This window comes from Longinema margulisiae, from assembly GCF_025266855.1.
In the GTDB taxonomy this organism is placed as follows: domain Bacteria; phylum Spirochaetota; class Brevinematia; order Brevinematales; family Thermospiraceae; genus Thermospira.
Map to the genome: position 1 here is coordinate 1,146,445 of NZ_CP053071.1, position 21,790 is coordinate 1,168,234.

Here is a 21,790-nt window from a genome sequence, read left to right on the forward strand (position 1 = left end):
TTATACCACCTTGTGGAGTTCTCGAGAAGAGATCAGAAGTACATACCCTTCGACCTTTGTATATCCCATCTTCTGGATGGCATCACAATAGGTTTTGAGTTGTCCCTGATAACGGGAGAGAATACTTTGTTTGTCTTTTTCCTCTGACTGGAGTCCAGATTTGTAATCCACGACAATGGCCTGATTTTTGTCCTCTGCAAGAAAGATTTTGTCAGGGCGAATAAGTCCTGCCGGCGTGAGAAGGGTTTCTTCATTGTGGATAGAAAAGCCCTTTGTCCATCCCTTCTGGATAAAGAGATTCCATATTTCAGAGAGCAGGTTTTTGAGTTCATTTTGCTGTGTATCAGAAAGGCTTCCTGGAAGGCTATTGGCATAGTCCTTGATGATCGTTTCGATATCAGACTCCTTGAACACACGAGCCAAAAGTTCATGGAGGATGATACCTTCTTCCTGACTCTGGCGTTGCCTCTCGTGGAAGAGAAGATGAATCTCTGCTTCGTGGCGGTGAACACGCATCTTTTTTTGCCAGGGAGAGGATGGGAAATGAGTAAGGGTTTCATGGGGATGAGGAGAGGGGGTTTTTTCCTTCTGTGGCCACTTGCCTGTAGAAAAAAGAAGATAGGTATCTGAGAGTTTTTCACAAGAGATGGAAAGAAAAGGGGATGACATACTGGAGATGAGATCAAGCGTGAGATAGCCTAATTTTTTTTCAAGGTCTTCCTTTTTTCCTTTGAGAAATTCTTTTAGGTCGTTTTTCCATGTATCGGCGGAAAAGGAGGAGAAATCTTTTTTTTCTTCAAAAGAGACATATACCGAGAGAACATCCCTTGCCCTGGTAAAGGCGACGTAGAGGATGTTCACTTCGTCTAAAAGGCTGAGGTCTTTCTCTTCCTCATAGGTTTTGTCCACTCCAGGGACATATGTGAGGGTTTCTTTCATCCTGTAGAGCCAAGAGGAAGGCGGAGTGGGAGAGATACAATGGTGGGACAAAGAAGGCCACGGACCAATAATATCCTTGTCATTTCTGGCTTTTTCTGAGAGGAAAGGAAAAAGAACGACGGGGAACTCAAGCCCTTTGGCTTTGTGTATGCTCATAAGGCGTACCGCGTCGGCGGAAGGATCCGGGTCGATGGTAAGAGAGAGGGAGAGTTCTTCATCCCACGTGGTGAGAAAATCAGCAATGGACCCCGTCTTTTTGAGAGAAAACTCCCGTAACACATCGAGAAGCTTGGCTAAAAAAACATAATGGCCTTGCTGTTGAGAGAGGGATAAGAGACGGATGATCTCTTCTCCAAGGTCAGGAAGGGTAAGGGTGAAAAGGGAGAGCCTTTTATCGAGGAGTTGAGAGACAAAAGAAAAAGCAGAGTGTTTATCCTTGTAAGAGGCTGTGTTTTGGCTGATCTTTTCAAGAGAGGGAAGGGTCTGGTTTGAGGAAGTCAGCTTTTCAAAAAACTCTTTGAGAATATCCGCGTCTATAGGGCTTGAAAAAACCTCTCCATAGAGATGGAGGAAGGTGAGGATCGCATTGAGATCGGTGGGCCGTACTAAGAAACGCAGTGAGGCCATGACAAGTCTTACCGCTTGAGAACTGGCAACAAAGAGAGCGTCCTCGGAGATGACGGGGATATCTTGTTCAAGAAGCGCACTGGCCAAAAGAGAAGCGGTTTTGTTTTTTCGGACAAGGATGGCGATATCCCGGTAGGCATACCCATGGTTTTTAGCCTGTTCGATTTTTGTTTTACACCACGAGACGAGAGAGGAAAGATTCTCTTCCTCATTGTTTTCCTCGGAATTGTTTTCCTCGGAGGAATTTTCCTTATTCTTCTTGTCTTTTTTTGAGAGGATTTCAAAATCAAAGGAAACCAAGCCTTCCTCGTTTCGATGAGCCTCTTGTTTCATATTTTCATACGATTTGGCAAAAAAGGAATGGGAGTTTTGTGAAGAATCTTGGGTGGAAATCCTTGTAAGAAGATCGGCAAAATACTGGTTCACAAATTCCACGATGGTTTTTCGGCTACGGTAGTTGGTATCAAGGGAGATGGAGGTAGTTTGGTGGGGGAATTTTTTTGTTACCTCAGAAAGCATAATACGGACGTCTCCATTTCGCCATCGGTAGATGGCCTGCTTGGGATCACCAACAAGATAGGCCTTTCCTCCACTGGCTATCGCTTCCTCAATAAGGGGAGAGAGATTTTCCCACTGGAGACGGGAGGTATCCTGAAACTCATCGATGAAGAAATACCGATAGCGTTCCCCTAAACGGATATAGAGATAGGGAACCATGGCTTCGGAAATATTTTGATGGAGTCGTCGCCCAAATTCCTCAAGGGGAATACGCTGGGTTGTCCAGATTTTTCTTTCAAGGATGGACTGAAAGGTGTTCATCAGGGCAAGTGAAAACAGGTGAGTGATGAGAGCCTCATAGGTACGAAAAAGGAGTTCTACGTTCTCTTTTCCTTTTCGCCACCTGAGTTCAGCGAGAGCGGGATCCACCTCTTCTTTTTTCCATTGGGCAATTTTCTTTTCCTTCTCTGTGGTAGGTGGATCTTTTGTCCATTTGTCGAGTCTATCTGATTCATACTTCAAGTCATCATTTTCATTGTTGATAATACGTTCAAAAAAAGAGAGGTTGCCACCTCCTTTATAGGAGAGGTCTTCCTTCTGAATGCCCTGTGGGAGAGTCTTGATGACTTTTTGAGCTATCTCTTTTCTTTTCTGGCTGAGAGAAAAGAACGTATCTTTGATATGTTTGTAGAGGGTACTGTTATAGTGTATGAGGTTATCGTTGAGCAAGGGATAGAGGGCGAGATAATTGGTTTCTTTGTAAATGGTGTGGGCCTTTTTCAAAAGCTCCTTTTCGATGGAGGAGGAGTTTTTTTCAAGACTATAGGTAATCACATCTTCTAAGAGATCGGTTATCTTCTCGTCTTTTCCAAACTGATCTAAGATTTCAGAGAGAATCTCTTCAAAGAGGGCTTTCTTGTCAAGAAGAACATCAAAGCGAAAAGGTATGCCGAGTTCAAAGGCGACACTCTGGGCAAGACGTGTCAAAAAGCTATCAATGGTGGTGATGGTAAAAAAACTGTAGTGATGCAAGAGGTAGTGAAGCACTCTTTGTGATCTCGTGGAGAGGTCTGGGTAGGTCGTCCAGAGCTCGGGATAGAGAGTTGTGTCGCCTGTGGAAAGCCTTTGCAGGGCGTAGAGTACTCGTTCTTTCATCTCAGCCGCTGCTTTGTTGGTAAAGGTGATGGCTAAAAGGAAACGGAGTCTGGTTTCAAGTCCATTTTCAGAAACGTCAAGGAGCAAACTCAGATATTCCTTCACAATGGTGTAGGTTTTTCCAGACCCTGCAGAAGCCTGGTAAATAAGAAGGGAAGAATGTTTCTTCTCTGGCATTGTTCACCCTACAAGATGATATCATGAAAAATCACAAAAGTCAAGAAGATGAGGAGGGTTTCTTGCAGCACAAGAGAAATGCTTTTTAGGCTGTTGGGGTGGGCTATCACCATGTTTCGGCAAAACACCTCCTTTTTTGGCTGAAACATGGAGATAGCCATGGGCCACGATGGACAGGGCAAAGGTTTTTTAAGCAAGCTGTATCGAGATGAGTGTCTATTTTTGCAAGGGTTTCATTTCCTATCCACACAGAGACATTTATTTCACATTGGATTTTTTAGAGCAATGATTGATATTTTTTCTCCGTTACTTTATAATCGAAGTCTCAAGATGTGAAGGAGGATAAATATTTTTCCTAAAATATAGAATAAATTTTTTAGTGAGGAGGAATATATGAAATTCTGGAAATTGGTGGTAGGGTTTATTTTCTTGTTGGCGGGATGTTCTGGTTCACGGGTGATAATGCCTGAAGAAACAGTAACCCTGGAAAAGAATCAGGCTATAGTGGTGTTTCGCATCAACAGGGCGGATGATGTTACGGTGGTAGGGAGAATGATTATAATAAAAGAAGCTGGCACGGGCGAGACACATTTTTTTATTATTCCTGAATTGGGAAAACCAAAGCAATTTCCTGTCTTGAAAGTGATTGCTCTGCCTGCTGGCAAATATTTCTTTGATAGTTTGGATATTACAGAATTTGGAGATGGTGGAACTACTTATAAAGTTAATATTTCTCCAAATTCTTTTGTGGCGGAAGCGGGGAAGGTTGTGTATATTGGTGATCTCGTGGTGAAAAGCCGTGTAACGAAGAGTTTTCTCAAGGGGAAAGAGGGAACGTTTTGGTATCGTCTCAATGATCGCTATGAGGAAGTGAAAACGGCTCTGACAACACAGTATCCCAATATTGTTTCTAACTATACCCTTGAAAAACGACTGGCTGAGTTTAAGAACACCCTCTTTGACTGGAGAGAAGTAGATATCTCGGATGTGAAAATCACACCTGCTAAGGGTACAATGGAAAACCCTGTGCTTGTAGAGATAACTATCTCCGCTACAGACAGTCAAGATAATGAGGAATTGTTCTGGGTGAATTTGCTGACTAAAACGGCTGAAAAACGGGACGCTGCTATCTTTTCTTACATTTCTTCTGTCTATGGAGAAGAAAATAAAGGGTGGTTTTTAATAGAGCAGAAAGTAATTTCAGAAAAAAAATTAACTGAATGTGTGATTTATGATAAATCAAAGAATGAACAAACAAAAATTTACTTCAAGATAAGTTATATAGAGAAAAAATAGCTTTCGGCAAAGATTTTTCTCCCCCTGTCTTTGAAGAAGGCAGGGGGAGTTTTCTTATCCCATTATCCCAAATATCCAACCCGCAAAGGTTGAAAGAATAACGACAAGAGAAACATAGGTTAGTGTCTTTTTTGCCCCTAATTCACCCCAGATGACCATGATAGACGGGAGAGAAAGTGATGGACCTGCTAAAAGAAGTGCCAGGGCTGGTCCCTGCCCCATGCCTGAACCTAAGAGCCCCTGAATAATAGGAATCTCTGTGAGAGTGGCAAAATACATCAGTGCCCCAGAGAGAGAAGCAAAAAAGTTTGCCTGAAGGGAATTTCCTCCGACAAGGGAAGCCACCCACCGGGAGGGGATGAGAGCCTCCGCTCCGGGACGGCCAAGCAGGAAACCAGCGAGCAAGACCCCACCAAAAAGAAGAGGGATGATTTGGAGGGCAAAATCCCTGGTAGCCACCACCCAGTCCACAAGTTCCTCCTTTTTGAACCATCGCCACAATATAAAAAGAAGAGCAACGCCGAGTCCTCCAGAAATCAGCCACTTATTCTGGTAGAAGATATCCCATAAAACCACACTCCCCTTTGATGGTGTCCAGTTGAGAAAAACAAGAATTGCAACCATGGTGCCCAAGTAAAGGGTATCCTGCCAGAGTTTTCTTGGCATCGTTTCCGTGGAAGCCTGAAAAAGTCTCTCATCAGCAAGCCTTGCCTCATCTTCCCTTCGGAAGAACAGATGCATCAGGATACCGATAAGGATAGCCAAAAGGATAGCGCCCACGGTTCTGGCTATACCTAATTTGAGTCCGAGAACCTTGGCAGAGAGAACAATTGCCAAGATATTTATAGCCGGTCCAGAGTAAAGAAAACTAATAGCCGGTCCGAGGCCTGCTCCTTTCTTATAGATACCCTTGAAAAGAGGAAGAACGGTACAGGAACAGACAGAAAGAATGGCCCCAGACACAGAAGCCACGGAGTAAGCAAGCCACTTTGGGGCTTTTGGACCGAGATAGCGAATCACGGCCTGGTGGTTTACAAAGACCGTAATAGCCCCGGCAATAAAAAAGGCCGGTACGAGACAGAGAAGTACATGGTGATGAACATAATCCGAGAGCATAAGAAAGGCTTCTGTGAGAGCCTTCTGAACACCTTGAGTTTGGAAAGGAAGAAAATACACCACCAGAAAGAGAAGGAAGTAAAGGAAAATCTGCCTATTGGGGGAATACGACTTGACACTCATCCTTAGGCCTCCTTCTTTTCTTCATGTCCTTCAAAAAGTTTTCCTTTGAGAAGATACAGCATGGTAAAGAAAAAGAGACCCAGGACAACTATATTGAGTACGATACCCGTTCCCACTCCTACCCACAGGAGAAAGGGAAATTCCCGGGAAAGAACAACAGAGGCGATGGTAAAGGCAGCTAAAGGAAAGGTATAAGCCCACCACGAAAGAGCGAAACGAATTTTCGTAAACCAGTTTATAAAGGTGAAGAGAATCAACACAAAGAAAAAGGCAATCCAGTAGAAAACGATGGCCATCTCTTGCCCACTCATTTTGGACAAGGCTATCGCCATTACCGAGGGAGGGGCAATGAGAATAAAAAGGGTTGGGATCAATTTGTCCGGCAAAGGATGATGAAAAATGAGTCTATAAAAAAGTATCACCATCAAGAGAAACCAGAGAAAACCGCCAATACTCAGAAAAAACCACTGAATCCATGGGGGAAGAAAATCCCCGAGTGCCGGTACAAGAATATTCCCAACGGCAGGAATGAACCAGGAAGGGTTCATGTGCTGGATCTCAAAATGAGATTGTTTGAGCCAGGAAGAAATGATAGCAAGAGAAAAAAGAAACTGAAGAACACTTCCTGCCACAAAGATTTTTTCTCCTACGGGAGAACTGACAAGCCGCAACCCCTGTCCTACTAATATTGTGGCTACAGAAACCGTAGCAAAAAAACTCAAGGCTACAGGATGAAAAAATTCCGCCTTTACTGATTCAAAAGCAAAGAAAACCTTGAGAAGATACAAAAGGGAGACAACGGCGAATATTACTACTCCAGTCCAGAGCCAAACGAGACTTATGTTGTGAGGGAGATTGAAGACCTTTTCTAAACGAGCAGAGGCCAACGTTACTCCCATAATCCCCATGATAACAGAAAAAAGAGAAATTGGAATTTTTGAAAGTTTCATAGTTTCCGCCTATTTTTTCAAGAGTTCTGCAATCTGCTCCGGGGAAAGCACCTTGCCGGAACTTTTCACCTCACCATTGATAGCCAAGGCCGGTGTTCTCATCACACCGTAAGCCATAATATCATCCATGTTTGTCACTTTTTCAATCGTGGCCTCCATGCCTAAAAGAGAAAGAGCCTTTCTGGTATTTTCTTCAAGGCGAATACAGTTTGGACATCCTCCACCCAAAATAGCAATTCGCATCATGGTTTCCTCCTTTTTTTGTCTTTTATGAAAGTGATGTCTTGTGGAGAATTTTCGCAGAGGGAACATCCTGAATCATCTCGCAGAGAGAGACGTTTTTTTCTGTTTTCTCTATCTTTGTGAGTTATTTCATCTTCCACGACACTGATAAGTTCCCAGAGTTTGGTTTCTGCAGGCGAAGAACCTTTTATCAGGGAATATTTGACAAATCGTCCTTCTTTTTCTTCGCTCACAAGACCGCCTATTTTCAACTCTTTGAGATGACGGGAAATGGCATAAAAAGGCATCTCTAAAATATCCCTGATCTCGCAAACATAAAGCCACTCCACTTCGGAAAGAAGCTTCACAATCCGAAATCGGGTGGGGTCGCTTACTACTCTGAAGACGTCCAAGAGAGAGAGACTTGTATTATTATTTGCATATTTGTGCATATATACAATTGTATGGGAAAAGAAAGAAAATGTCAAGTTTAGCTTTTCCTTTTCTTTGGAACAATAAAAAGAGACTGTCGTTCCACATATGAAACTGAATACCTATTTCCACATTTCGAGACCCTTGCACGGGTGTTTTCTTCCCCTATCTGGGTCAGGGGCTACGCCCCTGAAACCCCGCTTTTTCTGTTTACAAGGGCCTATTTGTCTTTTTTTACTCAAAAAAGTAGAATTATTTATTATGATAAGGAATATTTTTATACTATTTTTATTTTTTTATTACTTTTTTGAGACCTTCGCACATTCGTGCAAAGGTCTCATTTCTTATGAACAAGGAAAGGAAACAACACAAAAGCTTTCTGTTATGATGCCTATTGAAAAAAGAGTCGTGCTTGAAAACATGACGGCAAGATATGGCTATTCCCCTATTTCAGCCTGATGGGGGATAGCTTTCTCTTTTGTTCAAACGAGTTGTGTGTATTTGTATGTCCTGTGGTGTGTTATAGGTCTTTTGTGTGAGAGAAGTGGAGATCTGGGGTGTTGCTGAAACATGGCAAGAGCTGTGGTTTTGTTCTGGATAGGGGAGGTTAAACGTTTAACCTCTGGCTTTTGCTGAAACAAGGTCATAGCCTTTTCCCCGCCCCTGCCGCGGTGCCATATCCAAAAAGCCCCTGCAGGGGACACGTGCCCTGCGGGCTGGTAATGGAAGCCATCGTCTTTTCACCACTGTCCGAGCCACAGGAGGTGGCGAGGAAGCCCGGGGTCAGACAGGGAGGGCTGTCCCCGGGGGGCTACGGAAGAGAGCGGGGCTACAGGCTTTTCTTCCAGCCCGCCAGGGGGATGAAGGTCGTTGGCTACAAAAACCGCCGCAGGGGCGGGGCCGGGGTTTCAAAAGGGGCGGAGCCCCTTTTGCCCCGCGCGGGAGCGCTTCGTGGAAGAAGGAAGATGGGTAACAAAAAGATCCTAAAACTGAAAGAGAAAAGATGGTTGAACAAGTATTCAGTGTTTGTGTGAAGATAACCATTCTGTATGAATGTGGAACGACAGGAACAACAAAAAGAGACCCTTGCACATTCGTGCAAAGGTCACAAAAAGATGGAGCATCTCAAAGTATTTCCTGAGTATTCGCAAGAGTTTCCCAAAGCCTTTACAAAATGTTTGGGTTCCATTATAATATTACCAGAAGGAACGAGGAGATTTGTATGAAGATTATTATCCCCGTGGCGGGGGTTGGAAGTCGCCTGAGACCCCATACCCACGTGACCCCCAAGTCGCTTATCCGTGTGGCTGGTAAGCCTATCATTGATTATATTCTTTCTCAGTGTTTGTCTCTCAATTTTTCTGAAATTGTGTTTATCATTGGCCATCTTGGCGATCAGATAAAGAGTTTTATCAAAACCCACTACTCTTTCCCTATGAGGTTTGTGCGTCAAACGGAATTCAAAGGGCTGGGGCATGCCATTTATCAGGCCCGTCATCTTTTTGAACAGGATGAGGATGTGGTTATTCTTCTTGGCGATATTATCTTCAATGCCCATCTCTCTTCTATCATTGGAGCCCAGGATAATATGTTAGGGGTGATGACGGTTTCCGATCCAAGGCGTTTTGGCGTGGTGATGATGGATGAAAGTGGCTATGTCACTAACCTGATTGAGAAGCCAGAGAATCCCCCTTCGAACGTGGTGATTGGTGGGGTGTATTATTTTCGAAGTGCCTATGCCCTTTTTGAGGCGATCAATTATCTCTTTGAGCATAATATCACCACCAAGAATGAGTATCAGCTCACCGATGCTATTAAGCGTCTGATGTATACGGGGGAGAAGGTGAAGACCTTTCCTATCTCGGATTGGTACGATTGTGGAGAAAAAGAGGCCCTTTTAGAAACCAATGAGCATCTTTTGCGTTCGGCCAATCTTCAGGTGAGGGTGCCGGGCTCTATTATCATTCCTCCGGTGTATATTCATGAGAGTGTTGAGGTGAAAAACTCTATCCTCGGCCCGAATGTTTCTATCTCTGAAGGGTGTGTTATCCGGAATGCTATCATCTCTCACTCTATTATTGGATCTGATGCCACGGTGGAAAATGCAATTCTCACCCGTTCTCTCATTGGGGATAACGCCTATCTTTGTGAAGCGCCAAGGGAAATGAATATAGGACCGGATTCAGAGATTGCGTCTTCGAGGTAGGTATGGGAAATATTCGCCTTTATACCATTGTTTTTGGTTTTCTTTTTCTTTTTCGGTTTTTGGCCCTTGGGCCCTGGATTCAGGTGCCTTTGTTTACTCCGTTGCAGGTGTCATTTTATCAGCTTGTGGTGGGTGAGAATCTTGTGTATCCCCTTGATGAGAATCAGAGTCAGGCGATGGCTCAAAAACTTTTCTGGTACCGTTTTGTTATCTGGGTGAAAGAGATTCTCATTGACGGGATGACGTGGCTTGGTATGATAGGGCTTTCGATCAAGAGAGAATTTTTTGGCAGGGTTTTCTGGAAAGCGTGGTTTTTTCTTTGTGTTGTGTGGCAGGTGGCTATTACGCTCTGGTTGAGTACAGAGGGGATAGGGGTGGTGATGGGTCTTCTTTTGTCAGCGGCGGCACCGTATCTTCTCTGGGTATATGGGTGGCAAAGACAGTGGCTTCAAAAGAGATACGAATGAGAGCGGCACTTACTATTGCTGGGTCTGATCCTTCGGGTGGGGCTGGAATTCAGGCTGATCTCAAAACCTTTGCGACCATTGGAGTCTATGGGGCAGCGGTGATTACAGCCTTGACAGCTCAGAATACCACAGGTGTCTATGGAAGTGTCCTTGTAGATCCGGATTTTGTGAAACTCCAGATTCGGGTCGTACTTGAGGATATTCCTATACGCTTTATCAAAACGGGAATGTTAGGTAGTTCCACCCTTGTTGAGGCGGTGGCGGAAAGCCTTCCAGAGGATTGTATTCTTGTGTGTGATCCGGTGATGTACGCTAAATCAGGATATCCCCTTTTAGAGCAAGGAGCCATTGAAACGCTCAAAAAAAGGCTTTTTCCAAAAGCTACCATCATGACCCCTAACTATCCAGAACTTGCGGAACTTTTGGGCGATGATTTTCATCCTGAAAAGCCGAAAGAAAATGGAGAAAGGCTTCTTTCGCTCTATCCTTCGCTTCAGGCTATCGTGGTCAAGGGAGGGCATCGGGAGGTAAGGGAGGGAGTGGTAGAGGATATTCTTGTGTATCGAGAGGGAAAGAATATCTTGACAAAAGTACTTTCTCATCCCTATATTTCTACTACCAGCACTCACGGAACAGGGTGTACCCTTGCTTCAGCTATTACCGCCTATTTGGCCAGGGGAGAAAATATGATAGAAGCAATAACGAAGGCAACCGATTATGTGAGCGTTTTGCTTTCGAAAACCACAGAGGAGACCTATGGTCATGGCCATGGTCCCCTTCCTCATCACCGTTTTAAGGAGAACCTATGACCCAGCTTGAGTATGCAAGAAAGAATCTTATTACCCCTGAGATGATAGAGGTGGCAAGGCAGGAGGAGCTTTCCCCGGAAGAGGTGAAAGACCTTGTTCTCAAGGGGGAGGTGGTGATTCTCAAAAATAACCGACGGAAAACGCTTCCTCTTGGGGTGGGTACAAAGATGCGCACCAAGGTCAACGCCAACATAGGAAGTTCCCCTGAAAAGATGGATGTGTCCTGGGAACTGGAAAAACTTTCCGTATGTGAAAAGTACGGAGCCGATACCGTGATGGACCTCAGTCTTGGAGTTATTCTGAATAGTGTCCGTCAGGAGATCCTCAAACGCACCCAGCTTCCTGTGGGTACGGTTCCTCTCTATCAGGTAGGGTTTGAATTGTCACGAAAATCACAGCGACTTGAGGATATGACTATTGAGCATTTCCTTGATGTGCTTCGACAGCAGGGAGAGGAGGGGGTTGATTTTGTCACTATCCATGCAGGTGTGACACAGAAGGCATGGGGCTATATCAAAGAGAAAAGTCGGATTCTTGATGTGGTCAGTCGTGGTGGGGCTATGATCTGCGCCTGGATGGAAAAGAACAATCAGGAGAATCCCCTCTACGAGCATTTTGATCGTATTCTTGAGGTGTGTCGTGAATATGATATGACCATCAGTTTGGGGGATGGGATGCGTCCCGGGGCGACGGCTGATGCAAGTGATAGAGCCCAGATTGAGGAACTTATCACCCTTGGAGAACTCGCAAAAAGAGCGCGTGAAGCAGGGGTTCAGGTGATGATAGAGGGACCGGGGCATGTTCCCCTTGATCAGGTGGTGGCGAATATTCAGATGGAGAAAAGCCTCTGTGATAGGGCCCCGTTCTATATTTTAGGACCACTGGTCACGGATATGGCGGCGGGCTATGATCATATTGCGGCGGCTATTGGTGGGGCGGTGGCGGGGGCAGCGGGAGCAGACTTCCTCTGTTATGTGACGCCGGCGGAACATCTTTGTTTGCCAGATTTAGAGGATGTGAAACAGGGTATTATTGCCTCAAAAATTGCGGCGCATGCGGCAGACATGGTGAAAAATCCCAAAAGGTTTCGAAAAATTGATGATGAGATGTCCCGGGCACGAAAAGCCCTTGACTGGGAAACTATGTTTCGTCTTTCTTTGGATCCTGAGTTAGCCCGCAAGCGCCGGGAGTCCTCTGGTGTAAAAGAAAACTACTGCAGTATGTGCGGGGAATTTTGCAGTGTCAGGACCCTTCAAGACCTTGGGCTTCTCTGATATGGAGTACGAGATACTTTCTCCAGCTGGAAGTTTTGACAAGATGCGCTTTGCCTTTGCCTATGGGGCTGATGCGGTGTATGTGGGGGCAAAGTCTTTTTCTCTCAGGGAACAGGCAACCAATCTTACCATAGAGGAACTGGCAGAGGCGGTGAACTATGCGCATCAGCGACACAAACGGATTTATCTGACCACCAATATCTTTTTTCACAACCGTCATATTCAGCCCTTCCAGGAGTTTGTGAGGGAGATTGCTCCCCTTGGAGTAGATGGGCTCATTGTTTCAGATTTGGGCATGATAACCTGGCTGCGGGAACATTACCCTGAGATTTCTATTCATGTGAGTACACAGGCCAATACCACGAACAAGGAAACCTGCCGCTTCTATGAGAAGCTTGGTGTTCGCCGGATTGTATTGGCAAGAGAACTCTCCATCGAGGAGATTAGTGAAATTCGTGAGGCGGTCTCCTTGGAACTGGAGGCTTTTGTTCATGGAGCGATGTGTGTGGCTTATTCGGGGAGGTGTTTGCTTTCGAATTACTTTACCAATCCAAGGCTCTATAAAGTGGGCGAAAAATTTTCTCCGGGGAAAACCGTTCGAACAAGGGACGCTAACCTTGGTGATTGTGCCCAGAGTTGTCGGTGGGAGTACTATCTTGTGGAAAAGAGTCGGCAGAATCAGATGATTCCTGTAGAAGAAACAGAACATGGCACAGCTATTCTCTCTTCAAAAGATCTTAATCTTGCCGCTCATTTAGACAGGCTTATGAAGGCGGGTATCAATAGTTTCAAGATTGAGGGAAGAATGAAGTCTATTTATTATGTGGCCAACGTCACGCGAGTGTATCGTCATGCCCTTGATGCCTTTCAAAGAGGGGAAAAACCTTCGTTGGCCATGCTTGCTGAACTGGAGAGAATAAGCCACAGGGAATACACCACTGGTTTTTATTTTTCCCACAACGAGTCGCTCCAGGTAACGGATCCTGCTTACGTCCGCGAGTATACCTTTTTGGCTTATGTGAAAGAGGTGAGAGACAACGAAACGGTTTGTCAAGCTATGAATCAGATACGTTCTGATCAGAATATAGAGGTGATTTTCCCTGATGGCAGAAATGAGGAACTCTGTGGTAAGCACTTTTTGGTCGGGGGAGAAAAGAGAAACCTTGTTCAGCCCAATGAGGAATTTGTCTTGAAAGGGAGAGTACTGGAGCCTTTTGCTATTCTCCGGGAAAATCCTTTTGGTGGTGCCTGAAACTTTTTTGCTCTCTTTTTGAACGTGGATATTATCTTTTTGAAATCGTGGGGTGAAAAGAAAAGAGAGGGGGGATTTTTTGAGGGAGGGGCTATTTCCTTGTTTCAGCTTGGGAGGGCTTTTGCTGAAACATGGTGATAGCCTGTGGGAAGCCCTTGTGAGAATACGAGGGAAAAAGGAGTTTGCTTTTTCTCTTTTTTTGCCTTATAGTAAAAAGTCTTCAAAGAATGGGTTTTTCAGGAGAGGAGTCAACTATTATAAATTCACCTCCTGAGGGAAGGAGGTAAGGCGAAAGGGGTCGAAGGTAGTTTGATGAGAGAGCATGGCGTAGAGGAGGCGAAGGAGTTTGTGAGCCACGCAGAGATTGGCCTTTTTAGCAACACGGGATTGAGCAAATTTGAGGTTAAAATACTCACCGAAAGCGGGGACAAAACGTCTGACAGAGCGAGCGAGGAGAAAAAGGATACGTCTGAGGTGACGGTTCCCTCGTCGAGAGATATGGCCTGTGGTCGAGGACTGTCCGGATTGATAAATAGCGGGGTCAAGACCTGCGTAAGCGATGAGTTTTTTGTAGTTCTCAAAACGGCTGATAGAGCCTATTTCGGCGAGGAAGGTAGCGGCACCGACAAGACCTATACCAGGGACGGAGGTAAGGATCTGTATTTCAGTGGGAAAAGCCTGAAGGGCGAGGGACTGGATGTGAGCGTCAAGTTTCTCGAGGTGCTCCTGGAGGAAAAAGAGCTGGCTTATAATGTTCTGGAGAACGTTTTCCTCGGCGGAGTCTGGAGAAGCGATGGAGGAAGAGGCGAGTTCTTTGATTTTAGTGATGGAGAGGCGGGATTTTCTGCCCCGTTTGTTTGGTGGGAAGAAGGCCTCGAGGGAACTTTCAGAGGCCTTCTGGATGGCGGTAGCGCCGGGGAAAGCCAGGAGGAGAGAAAGGAGGCTTTTGGGGTAACCTGTGGTGTACTTGAGGATTTCGGGGAAACAGTCGAAAATGGCGTCCTCGAGGAGGTTTTTTACCATAGCGATGAGGGTAACGACTTTTTCACGGTAACGGGTGAGGCTACGGAGTTCTGGACATGGATGCCGGAAGGGTTTTTCGAGGGAATGATACTGGGAGAGGAGAAAAAGAGCGATGTGATGAGCATCGATGGAGTCAGTTTTGGTTTTTCGAAGGGAGAGTCTGGAAAACGTTCGTGTCTGAAGTGGGTTAAGCACGAAAGTGCGGAAACTCTGAGAGGTCAAGAACCTGAAAAGATGGTGGTGATAACCGCCGGTAGATTCAAGACCGACGACCAGACTCTCCTTTGGGTAAATCGAGAGAAGGGTGAGGAGTTTGTCAAAGCCCTCTCTCTCCATGGGGAGGGCAGACGAGTGAAGGACCTGCCGCTGGTCGTCAAGGACACAGACGAAGAAATCTTTTTTGGCGACGTCGATACCGACGAAAAGGGTTGGGGTGTGAAGCATATGGCTTCCTCCTTATGGAATTTTGTGGTTTCTGGCAGGTCCTCCCACTCAAAACTCCATTATGACAAGGGCTTCTTAGCCCAATCAACTTATGATGAGTACGGGAGGCAGGAGACAGACTCCTCTAAGGGCTCTTCTGGCCCAGGAAATATTCGTCTTCCTGCCAGATGGGTGGTTTATTATAAAGGGAATTTTATGTAGGAGGAAAACGTATGCGAAAGTGGGTATATGTCTTTTTTCTCTGTATTCCCCTTTTTGCCTATACGCAGGTGGCGACAAACGGAGAAACCAACGGATTTCTTGATCGTTTTTATCAGGAAGAAACGAAACAGCAGGTGAAACCAGAAGGTGGCGGATGGTTCTGGGTTGTGGTGAAGATTTTCTTTTACACCAGTGTCTTTGCTGTGGGAGGTTTTTTCCTTGTTCGGTATTTCGTGAAGAAGAGTTCCGTTGAAACTACAGAGGATGCCACGTTTATTGAGGTTATTGCGGTGAAACAGACAGGCCTTGGGGGGTATATAGAGGTGATCAAGGTGGGGGCGAACTATTATCTTGTGGGGACCAGTGGAGATGGAGGGGTTAGGCTACTTGATAAAATTACGGACAAGGAGACCCTGGACTACATTGAACTTCATAAGGATGCCCTGAAGCCAAAACCTCAGGAATTTATGAATCTCATGGAAATGTTCCCATTTGTCAAAAAGGTGGATAGGGCGAAATATATCCAGAGTCAAAAGGACAGGCTGAAGAAGCTTTGATGACGAGAGTTTTTGTTGGCATGAGTGGCGGGGTGGATAGCTCCGCAGCCGCTTATCTCTTGAAAGAGGCGGGGTATCAGGTTGAGGGTGTGACCTTTGTGGCGGCTTTTGAGAGTGGGACAAAAAAGTGCTGTAGTCTTGAGGAAATTGAGGCGGCAAAGAGGGTATGTCAGTTTCTTGGTATTTCTCATCATGTTATTGATCTCAAGGATGTTTTTGAAGCAAGGGTGATTCGTTATTTTCTTGAGGGGTATCAGCAAGCCCTTGTTCCCAATCCCTGTGTGATGTGTAACCGATACATCAAGTTTGGGGCCCTCGTGGAGGAGGCTATAAGTCGTGGGGCTGATATGGTGGCTACCGGCCATTATGCCAGGGTCTTTCGGGATGAGAAAGAGGTAGGGCTTTATCGGGGGAAAGACATCACCAAGGATCAGTCGTATTTTCTTGCCTATGTCCCAAAAGAGATGTTTTCGTATGTCATCTTTCCCCTTGGGGATAAAACAAAAGCTGAGGTCAGGGAGATTGTGGCTCGTAGCGGTATGCCCATCTCTTCTTCGAAGGGGGAGAGTCAGGATGTGTGTTTTGTGCCGGGGGATTATAGGGAGTATCTTCTTTCTCATGGGGTATCTCTCAAAAAGGGAGATTTTCTCTACGAGGGAAAGCCTGTAGGAAAACACCGGGGACTTGCCCTGTACTCTCTTGGACAGCGCCGGGGGTTAGGGGTATCGATAGGGAAACGGCTCTATATTCGTTCTATGGATGTGGAGAGTGGGAATATTGTCTTGGGAGATGTGCCCAAGAGTCGGCAGGTGTGGCTTCGGGACGTTAATCTTCTCACGTCTTCTTTTCGTGAGGGGACTTATGAGGTACAGATTCGTTATCAGAGTGAGTTTGTGGCCTGTGAGGTGAAGTGGGAGGGGGAGTGTCTTCATCTTTTGCTTGAGAGACCGGCGGAGATTGTGACTCCTGGACAGTTGGGAGTTCTTTTTCTGGGGGATAGGGTGATAGCCAGTGGAATTATTGACAGGACTATCCTTGAGGAATAGCGATGCGGTATAAGTACAGGCCTGAGGATTTTGTGGTCAGGGAGAGACTACGAGAGGGAATTTTGCAACCAGAGGGAAAGTTTCAGGTGTTTCTTCTCGAGAAAAAGGGAAAAGAGACCTTTGAGGTTCTTGAGAGGCTTCAACGGTGGTGGAAAATCCCTTCACGTTCTCTTGGGATTGCCGGGATAAAAGATAAGTACGGACACACCTTTCAGTATATCAGTGTTCCGCGTACGATAAAAAAACTCCCTTCTCACGATGGGTTCCGTCTTGAATTTGTGGGGTATAGTGAGAAGCCCATCGATTCTGGCTGCCTTGCCGCGAATGATTTTTCTTTAGTGATACGAGAGGTTTCTTTTGAGGAAAAGAATAAGGTGATGAAGCGTTTAGAGAGTCTGCAGTCTCTTGGGATGCCCAACTATTTTGATGATCAGAGATTTGGTTCGTATGAAGAAAGGCGGTGGGTGGGGAAGCTTCTCTTTTTGGGACAAATGGAAGAGGTTCTGCGTTCCTTTATGCGAACGCATGCCCCCGAAGGTATCAGAAAAGATCTTCTCTCTTCGTGGGGGAAATGGAAAGTCTGTCTTGATCTTTGTGAGGGGAAAAGGTGGCGTGTTGGGGTGAGGGTGTTTTCTTTTCTTGCTCAAGAGGGGCATGAAAAGGGGTTTCGGCATGCGGTAGGGCTTCTGGATCATCGGTATCTTCTTCTGGTGGCCAATGCCTACCTTTCGTTTCTTTTCAACCGGAGTCTTTCTCTTCGTCTGCAGGGGGGAGAGGGGATTTTTCTTCCCATGAAGGGGGGAGAGGTCTTTTTCCCTGGGGAGAGGAAGACTATCCCTACAGAGGGGTGGGTGGTGGCCTATGATGTGCCTGAGGTGGATGGTTTTACAGAAGAGGTGCTGAGAGAGGAGGGGATTTCTCTTTCAGATCTCAAGATACGTGGGATTTATGGGGCAACTCTTCATGCCAAGAGGCGCTCTCTCTGGGTTTATCCAGAGGTGAAAGACTACGAGTGGAGAGAGGATGAGTTTTTCCCCGGTTTCTGGAAATTTTCTCTTTCGCTTTCTCTTCCACCGGGAAGTTATGCCACATTGGTACTTAAGTATCTTTGTTTTTGATAACCTCGTTTTCTGTCATCATGGCTCGAAGCTTTCGGCGGTAGTTGTCTTCGAGGTGATTGTAGATATAGGAGGCGATTTCTAACATTTCTTTTGGTTCCACGTTCTCGAACTTGAAACCGGCAATCACGTCCCGTCGTACCACCATCTTGGCGACGGTTTTTATCTCCCGACCATTGAGGCTGAGGATGACATTGTCATAGATTTCCCCAGGGGAAAGGAGGCTGATTTCAAGGGAGTCATCGGCTAACAGGGCAAAACCACCCGCACTGATATCCAGAATTTTTCCCCTCACAAAGCGGGCCATTTTCTTGAGAAACACAGAGGCTGTGGCTGTTTCGTGGGGTTGTGGTTGGACACGGATATGGAGTCGTTTGTCGCTTGAACGGATATTGTGGGAGACAATGAACTGGACAATCTCTTCTACCATGGCATCAGGCTGGTTTTTGAGTCGCATCACTGTGGTGATGCCTAACGGGACAAGTTCCTTGAGTTCTGCGGGGGGAAGATCTTTTGAACTGAGGACAATGGTATGAGTATTGTTGTATTTTTCCTTGAGTTTGCTGATGAAATCCTTTTCTGTTTTTTCTGTAAAGATCAAATGGAAGGGGGATTCTTCTTCACATTGTTGGCCAAGAAGATCCTCTGTCTCAGAACAGGGGATAGCCTCGATACCGAAGGGAATCAGACGTATCGCAAGTTCTTTGGCATACTCCGGGTTGTAGGCGTAAAGAAGTGCTTTCATAACCCACCTCCTTTTTCAAAAATATCATACAAAAAGACCTCAAAAAAGTCAACTTTTTAGAAAGAAGAAAAACACTTTGAGACCTTTGCACGAATGTGCAAAGGTCTCAAGAAAGTAATAAAAAAGCAAAAAGTAGTATAAAAATATTCCTTTCCATCAATAAACAAGCCTATTTTTTGGATAAAAAAAGACAAATAAGTCTTTGTAAACAGAAAAAGCGGGGTTTCAGGGGCGTAGCCCCTGACCCAGACAGAGGGAAAAAACATCCGTTCAAGGGTCTCACTTTTTTATTTTCCTTCTGTTGTTTCAGAGGAAAACTGGTCGCGTGGTTTTCCAGGTGAGGTAAACAGGGGGAAAGGTACAAAATTTTTCTGCATCTCAAAAATCAGAGTTATGGAAGGAAAAAGAGTGTTTGTGTGGGTGGTTTGATTTATGGCTATGACTTTGTTTCAGCTAAAGAAAGGGTGTTTGCTGAAACAGGGTAATAGCCGTTGCCTGTGGTTGTGCTTGTTTCTCATAAAGAGACCCTTGCACATTCGTGCAAAGGTCTCATAGAAATCTTTTGTCTGTGGGATAAACCCTTCTTCTCTTTTGGCGACTTTTCCCCCTGCCTACTTGCGATTTTCAAAAAACGCTTTACAATGATAGCGTAGAAAAAGGAGGGGGAAGTGCCTCGCGTGTGTGTGATTTATAATCCCGTGGCTGGAGAGGGGAAAGCCCAGCAGGTGGTCAATCAGTTCATGGATTTTCTCTCTCAAGCCTCTCCTCATCATGAGGTTACGGTATGGGCAACAGAAGGGAATAACCATGCCACCATGTTGGCCGAAAAAGCCTATGGACTTGGCTACAGAGAGTTTGTGTGCATTGGGGGAGATGGGACTTTCAATGAGATGTGTCAACCTTTAGTCGGGAGAAACAATATCAGGGTTTCTCTTATTCCGGCGGGAACAGGAAATGATCTTGTTCTGGGACTCGGGTTTTCGTCCTCTTTTGTGCCGGAGGAATGGGCTTCTTTTTTTCGTGATGAGGCTACAGCGATTGATGTGGGAAAGTGTAATGAACGCTACTTTTTTAACACCATGGGGATAGGGTTTGATGCCCTTGTGGCTTCTGAGTTTCGACACTGGACCTGGCTTCCAAGGAAATGGCGCTACTATCCTCCTATCTTCAAGAACCTTCTGTTTTACAAAGGCTATAACCTTACTTTCCGTGGAAAACAACAGGAGGTTTTTCTTGTCTCTATTGGCAATGGTCGGAGTTCTGGAGGGGGGATTGCCCTTACCCCATCAGCTTCATTAAACGATGGTCTTCTTGATCTTTGCTGGATAGAGAATGTGGGAACAGGCAAAAGGGTAAAAAACCTCTTTTTGGCCCTTCAGGGAAGACATACCTCTCTTCCCTTTGTTCATGAGGAGAAATTTACTTCTCTTTCTTTCTCCTCTGTTTCTCCCTGCGTTACCCATATCGATGGAGAGATTTATCATTTAGAGAGATGGTCTATTTCTGTCTGTCCAGCATCTCTTCCCATGGTGGTGAACAAAAACCGTGCCACACTTGTAGAGAGGAGGTCTCTATGATTTCACCAGTGTTACGTTTTCCTTCAGGAAGAAATTTCAAAGTGGAGAGTCATCCTTCTTCAAAGGAGTTTTGCCTTCTTTTTCTCAACAAAGAGACTCTTGTGTCGTATTTTAGGCTGAAAAAAGAGGAGATTTTTCCCTGTCTTCTTTTGCCCCTTCCCAAGAATGAACCCTGGGGGAAAAAGGGAGAACTTGTCCCTCTCATCCTTCTCTCGGATGCCAACCGGGACAAAACAGAAAAACTTCTTGCTTCTTATCCAGAGCTTTCTTCCTCTGCTCCTTTTTATTTTCTCACTCCCAGCACGAAAAAGGGATACGATGTGGAACTTCAAAATGATCATCTCTTCTGTTATTATACCCTTTATCAGGATGCATGGTATCCTGTCTCTTATACCCCTTTTCAGGGGGCTATTGTTGAGTTAGAAGGGGAGAAAAACTATGATTTCATTGCCTTTGGAAGTGAGAGTAACCTCAGTGTGGCGGTGTTAGAGGGGAGTGAGATTCATCTTTCTCCTGTTTTTGGGAGGCTTCTTGATTGGCAACAACTTGAGGCGGCTCATCAGTGGATGGAAAATCAGAAGAAGGCCTTTATTACCCGGGGGGTTATCTTCCACGAGTACTATCATGAGTCTCTTCTCCATACCTATCTCTCCAAGTACGGTCAAAAGAGTGCCTATACCCATACCGAGGCTCATTTTGCCAATGTTCTTTTTGACAATCACTTTTCAAATACCCCTCTGTTGGGTATTATCTTTGATGAGGAAGATCACACAAGCCATGGTACCATTGAGGGAAGCGATATTGTGTATGGAACGATGGGGCATGTTTCTTTTCTTGCCTCCTGGAGACCAATCCCTATTCCGGGGAACGCCTCCACTTACCTTGAACCCTGGCGAATTACCTTGGCTGTTCTCAGAGAGATCGCAGGAGATCTTGATGAACTGAATATTCCTTTCATGAACCACCTGAGAAGCAAAGAAGAGATTCGCTATGTGATCAGTGCGATCAACAAACGTATCATCAATGTGACCTCTTCCTCAAGTATGACGCATATTATTGTGGCTCTCTTTGAACTTTTGGATTACCGTGCCCTGGTGGAAGAATACGATATGGTGAATAAACGCTTGGATGAAATCTTCCTCTCGCAGGATATTTCTCCTTATGAGGTGTCGCTTATTCGAGAAAATAATGCGGTTTACCTCGATACCTATGATCTTTTCAAGCAGGTGCTCAAGGATATTCAGGAGGGTGAGAGTTCTTCTTTTATTCTTCACCGGGCTATTCATTCCCTCTTTGCCAATACCGCTTCGCTGGTGAGAGAATATGCCGATCAGTACAAAGAAAAACGAGTCGCTCTTTCTGGAAATCTTTTCATTCACCCCCATCTTTTGCAACTCATGGAATACCACCTTCGCAAGGCTGGTCTTGAACCCCTGATTCATCGGAATATCCCTACAGGGGATAGCAGTGTGGCTTTGGGGGCTCTTCTCCACATTTTGGCAAGAAAAGAGGCGAAAACATCTGCCGAGGAATAAC

The 21,790-nt window shown here is 45.4% G+C and carries 20 protein-coding genes; 13 read left to right on the plus strand and 7 right to left on the minus strand.

The genetic code is table 11. From position 1 onward, the window contains the following. The gene (locus tag BREVNS_RS05205; RefSeq protein ID WP_483427988.1) at positions 1 to 3,396 is read right to left on the minus strand and encodes a UvrD-helicase domain-containing protein; all 3,396 of its coding nucleotides are present in this window, start codon (positions 3,394 to 3,396) and stop codon (positions 1 to 3) included. A 393-nt stretch (positions 3,397 to 3,789) separates the two neighbouring features. On the opposite strand from BREVNS_RS05205, the gene BREVNS_RS05210 reads away from it, so the two are divergent. Next, positions 3,790 to 4,692, plus strand: coding sequence for a hypothetical protein (locus tag BREVNS_RS05210; protein ID WP_483427989.1), 903 nt, complete (start codon positions 3,790 to 3,792; stop codon positions 4,690 to 4,692). 54 nt (positions 4,693 to 4,746) lie between these two features. Here BREVNS_RS05210 and BREVNS_RS05215 read toward each other — a convergent pair whose 3' ends face one another. Genes BREVNS_RS05215 through BREVNS_RS05230 form a run of 4 tightly spaced genes read right to left on the minus strand, consistent with a single transcriptional unit; the run spans position 4,747 to position 7,555 of the window. Beyond that, entirely contained in the window at positions 4,747 to 5,931 is a 1,185-nt protein-coding gene (locus tag BREVNS_RS05215) for a permease (RefSeq protein WP_483427990.1), read from the minus strand. A 2-nt stretch (positions 5,932 to 5,933) separates the two neighbouring features. Then, the gene (locus tag BREVNS_RS05220; RefSeq protein ID WP_483427991.1) at positions 5,934 to 6,881 is read right to left on the minus strand and encodes an SLAC1 anion channel family protein; all 948 of its coding nucleotides are present in this window, start codon (positions 6,879 to 6,881) and stop codon (positions 5,934 to 5,936) included. Positions 6,882 to 6,890: 9 nt separating this feature from the next. Beyond that, positions 6,891 to 7,127 carry a thioredoxin family protein gene (locus BREVNS_RS05225; RefSeq protein ID WP_483427992.1) on the minus strand — a complete coding sequence of 79 codons (237 nt, stop codon included), beginning with the start codon at positions 7,125 to 7,127 and terminating at the stop codon, positions 6,891 to 6,893. Further along, positions 7,124 to 7,555 (minus strand): ArsR/SmtB family transcription factor, encoded by a 432-nt coding sequence (locus BREVNS_RS05230; RefSeq protein WP_483427993.1) that lies wholly within the window; start codon positions 7,553 to 7,555, stop codon positions 7,124 to 7,126. Before BREVNS_RS05230 ends, BREVNS_RS05225 begins: the two co-directional genes overlap by 4 nt. A gap of 702 nt (positions 7,556 to 8,257) precedes the next feature. Here BREVNS_RS05230 and BREVNS_RS05235 point away from each other — a divergent pair. From BREVNS_RS05235 to BREVNS_RS05260, 6 genes are all read left to right on the plus strand, one after another. Continuing rightward, positions 8,258 to 8,569, plus strand: coding sequence for a hypothetical protein (locus tag BREVNS_RS05235; protein ID WP_483427994.1), 312 nt, complete (start codon positions 8,258 to 8,260; stop codon positions 8,567 to 8,569). 188 nt (positions 8,570 to 8,757) lie between these two features. Beyond that, positions 8,758 to 9,741 carry a sugar phosphate nucleotidyltransferase gene (locus BREVNS_RS05240; RefSeq protein ID WP_483427995.1) on the plus strand — a complete coding sequence of 328 codons (984 nt, stop codon included), beginning with the start codon at positions 8,758 to 8,760 and terminating at the stop codon, positions 9,739 to 9,741. Positions 9,742 to 9,743: 2 nt separating this feature from the next. Continuing rightward, complete coding sequence (locus BREVNS_RS05245) at positions 9,744 to 10,208, plus strand: hypothetical protein (protein ID WP_483427996.1); 465 nt, start codon at positions 9,744 to 9,746, stop codon at positions 10,206 to 10,208. After that, a complete protein-coding gene (gene thiD, locus BREVNS_RS05250) occupies positions 10,205 to 11,017 on the plus strand; it encodes a bifunctional hydroxymethylpyrimidine kinase/phosphomethylpyrimidine kinase (RefSeq protein ID WP_483427997.1) in 813 nt (270 codons plus the stop codon). Before BREVNS_RS05245 ends, thiD begins: the two co-directional genes overlap by 4 nt. Continuing rightward, positions 11,014 to 12,291: a phosphomethylpyrimidine synthase ThiC gene (gene thiC, locus BREVNS_RS05255; protein ID WP_483427998.1), complete on the plus strand. Its 1,278-nt coding sequence runs from the start codon at positions 11,014 to 11,016 to the stop codon at positions 12,289 to 12,291. Before thiD ends, thiC begins: the two co-directional genes overlap by 4 nt. Position 12,292: 1 nt before the next feature. Beyond that, positions 12,293 to 13,543 carry a peptidase U32 family protein gene (locus tag BREVNS_RS05260; protein WP_483427999.1) on the plus strand — a complete coding sequence of 417 codons (1,251 nt, stop codon included), beginning with the start codon at positions 12,293 to 12,295 and terminating at the stop codon, positions 13,541 to 13,543. A gap of 255 nt (positions 13,544 to 13,798) precedes the next feature. Here the strand turns inward: BREVNS_RS05260 and BREVNS_RS05265 are convergent, their stop codons facing one another. After that, positions 13,799 to 15,010, minus strand: a complete 1,212-nt coding sequence (locus BREVNS_RS05265; RefSeq protein WP_483426165.1) for an IS110 family RNA-guided transposase — start codon at positions 15,008 to 15,010, stop codon at positions 13,799 to 13,801. Between BREVNS_RS05265 and BREVNS_RS05270 the strand changes: the two genes are divergently transcribed. The 4 genes from BREVNS_RS05270 to truD are packed head-to-tail and all read left to right on the plus strand — an operon-like array spanning position 15,011 to position 17,932. Continuing rightward, positions 15,011 to 15,211: a hypothetical protein gene (locus tag BREVNS_RS05270; protein ID WP_483426166.1), complete on the plus strand. Its 201-nt coding sequence runs from the start codon at positions 15,011 to 15,013 to the stop codon at positions 15,209 to 15,211. 11 nt (positions 15,212 to 15,222) lie between these two features. Continuing rightward, on the plus strand, positions 15,223 to 15,768 hold the full coding sequence (locus BREVNS_RS05275) for a flagellar biosynthetic protein FliO (protein WP_483428000.1): 546 nt from the start codon (positions 15,223 to 15,225) through the stop codon (positions 15,766 to 15,768). Next, complete coding sequence (gene mnmA / locus BREVNS_RS05280) at positions 15,768 to 16,814, plus strand: tRNA 2-thiouridine(34) synthase MnmA (protein ID WP_483428001.1); 1,047 nt, start codon at positions 15,768 to 15,770, stop codon at positions 16,812 to 16,814. Before BREVNS_RS05275 ends, mnmA begins: the two co-directional genes overlap by 1 nt. A 2-nt stretch (positions 16,815 to 16,816) precedes the next feature. Further along, on the plus strand, positions 16,817 to 17,932 hold the full coding sequence (gene truD, locus BREVNS_RS05285) for a tRNA pseudouridine(13) synthase TruD (RefSeq protein ID WP_483428002.1): 1,116 nt from the start codon (positions 16,817 to 16,819) through the stop codon (positions 17,930 to 17,932). On the opposite strand, the gene BREVNS_RS05290 is transcribed toward truD, so the two are convergent. Continuing rightward, complete coding sequence (locus BREVNS_RS05290; RefSeq protein ID WP_483428003.1) at positions 17,913 to 18,677, minus strand: PilZ domain-containing protein; 765 nt, start codon at positions 18,675 to 18,677, stop codon at positions 17,913 to 17,915. The genes truD and BREVNS_RS05290 overlap by 20 nt on opposite strands. A gap of 668 nt (positions 18,678 to 19,345) precedes the next feature. Here BREVNS_RS05290 and BREVNS_RS05295 point away from each other — a divergent pair. Further along, positions 19,346 to 20,254 (plus strand): diacylglycerol/lipid kinase family protein, encoded by a 909-nt coding sequence (locus BREVNS_RS05295; RefSeq protein WP_483428004.1) that lies wholly within the window; start codon positions 19,346 to 19,348, stop codon positions 20,252 to 20,254. Then, positions 20,251 to 21,789 (plus strand): Kae1-like domain-containing protein, encoded by a 1,539-nt coding sequence (locus BREVNS_RS05300; RefSeq protein WP_483428005.1) that lies wholly within the window; start codon positions 20,251 to 20,253, stop codon positions 21,787 to 21,789. The genes BREVNS_RS05295 and BREVNS_RS05300 overlap by 4 nt, the downstream gene beginning before the upstream one ends. The last annotated feature ends 1 nt before the right edge of the window (position 21,790 follow it).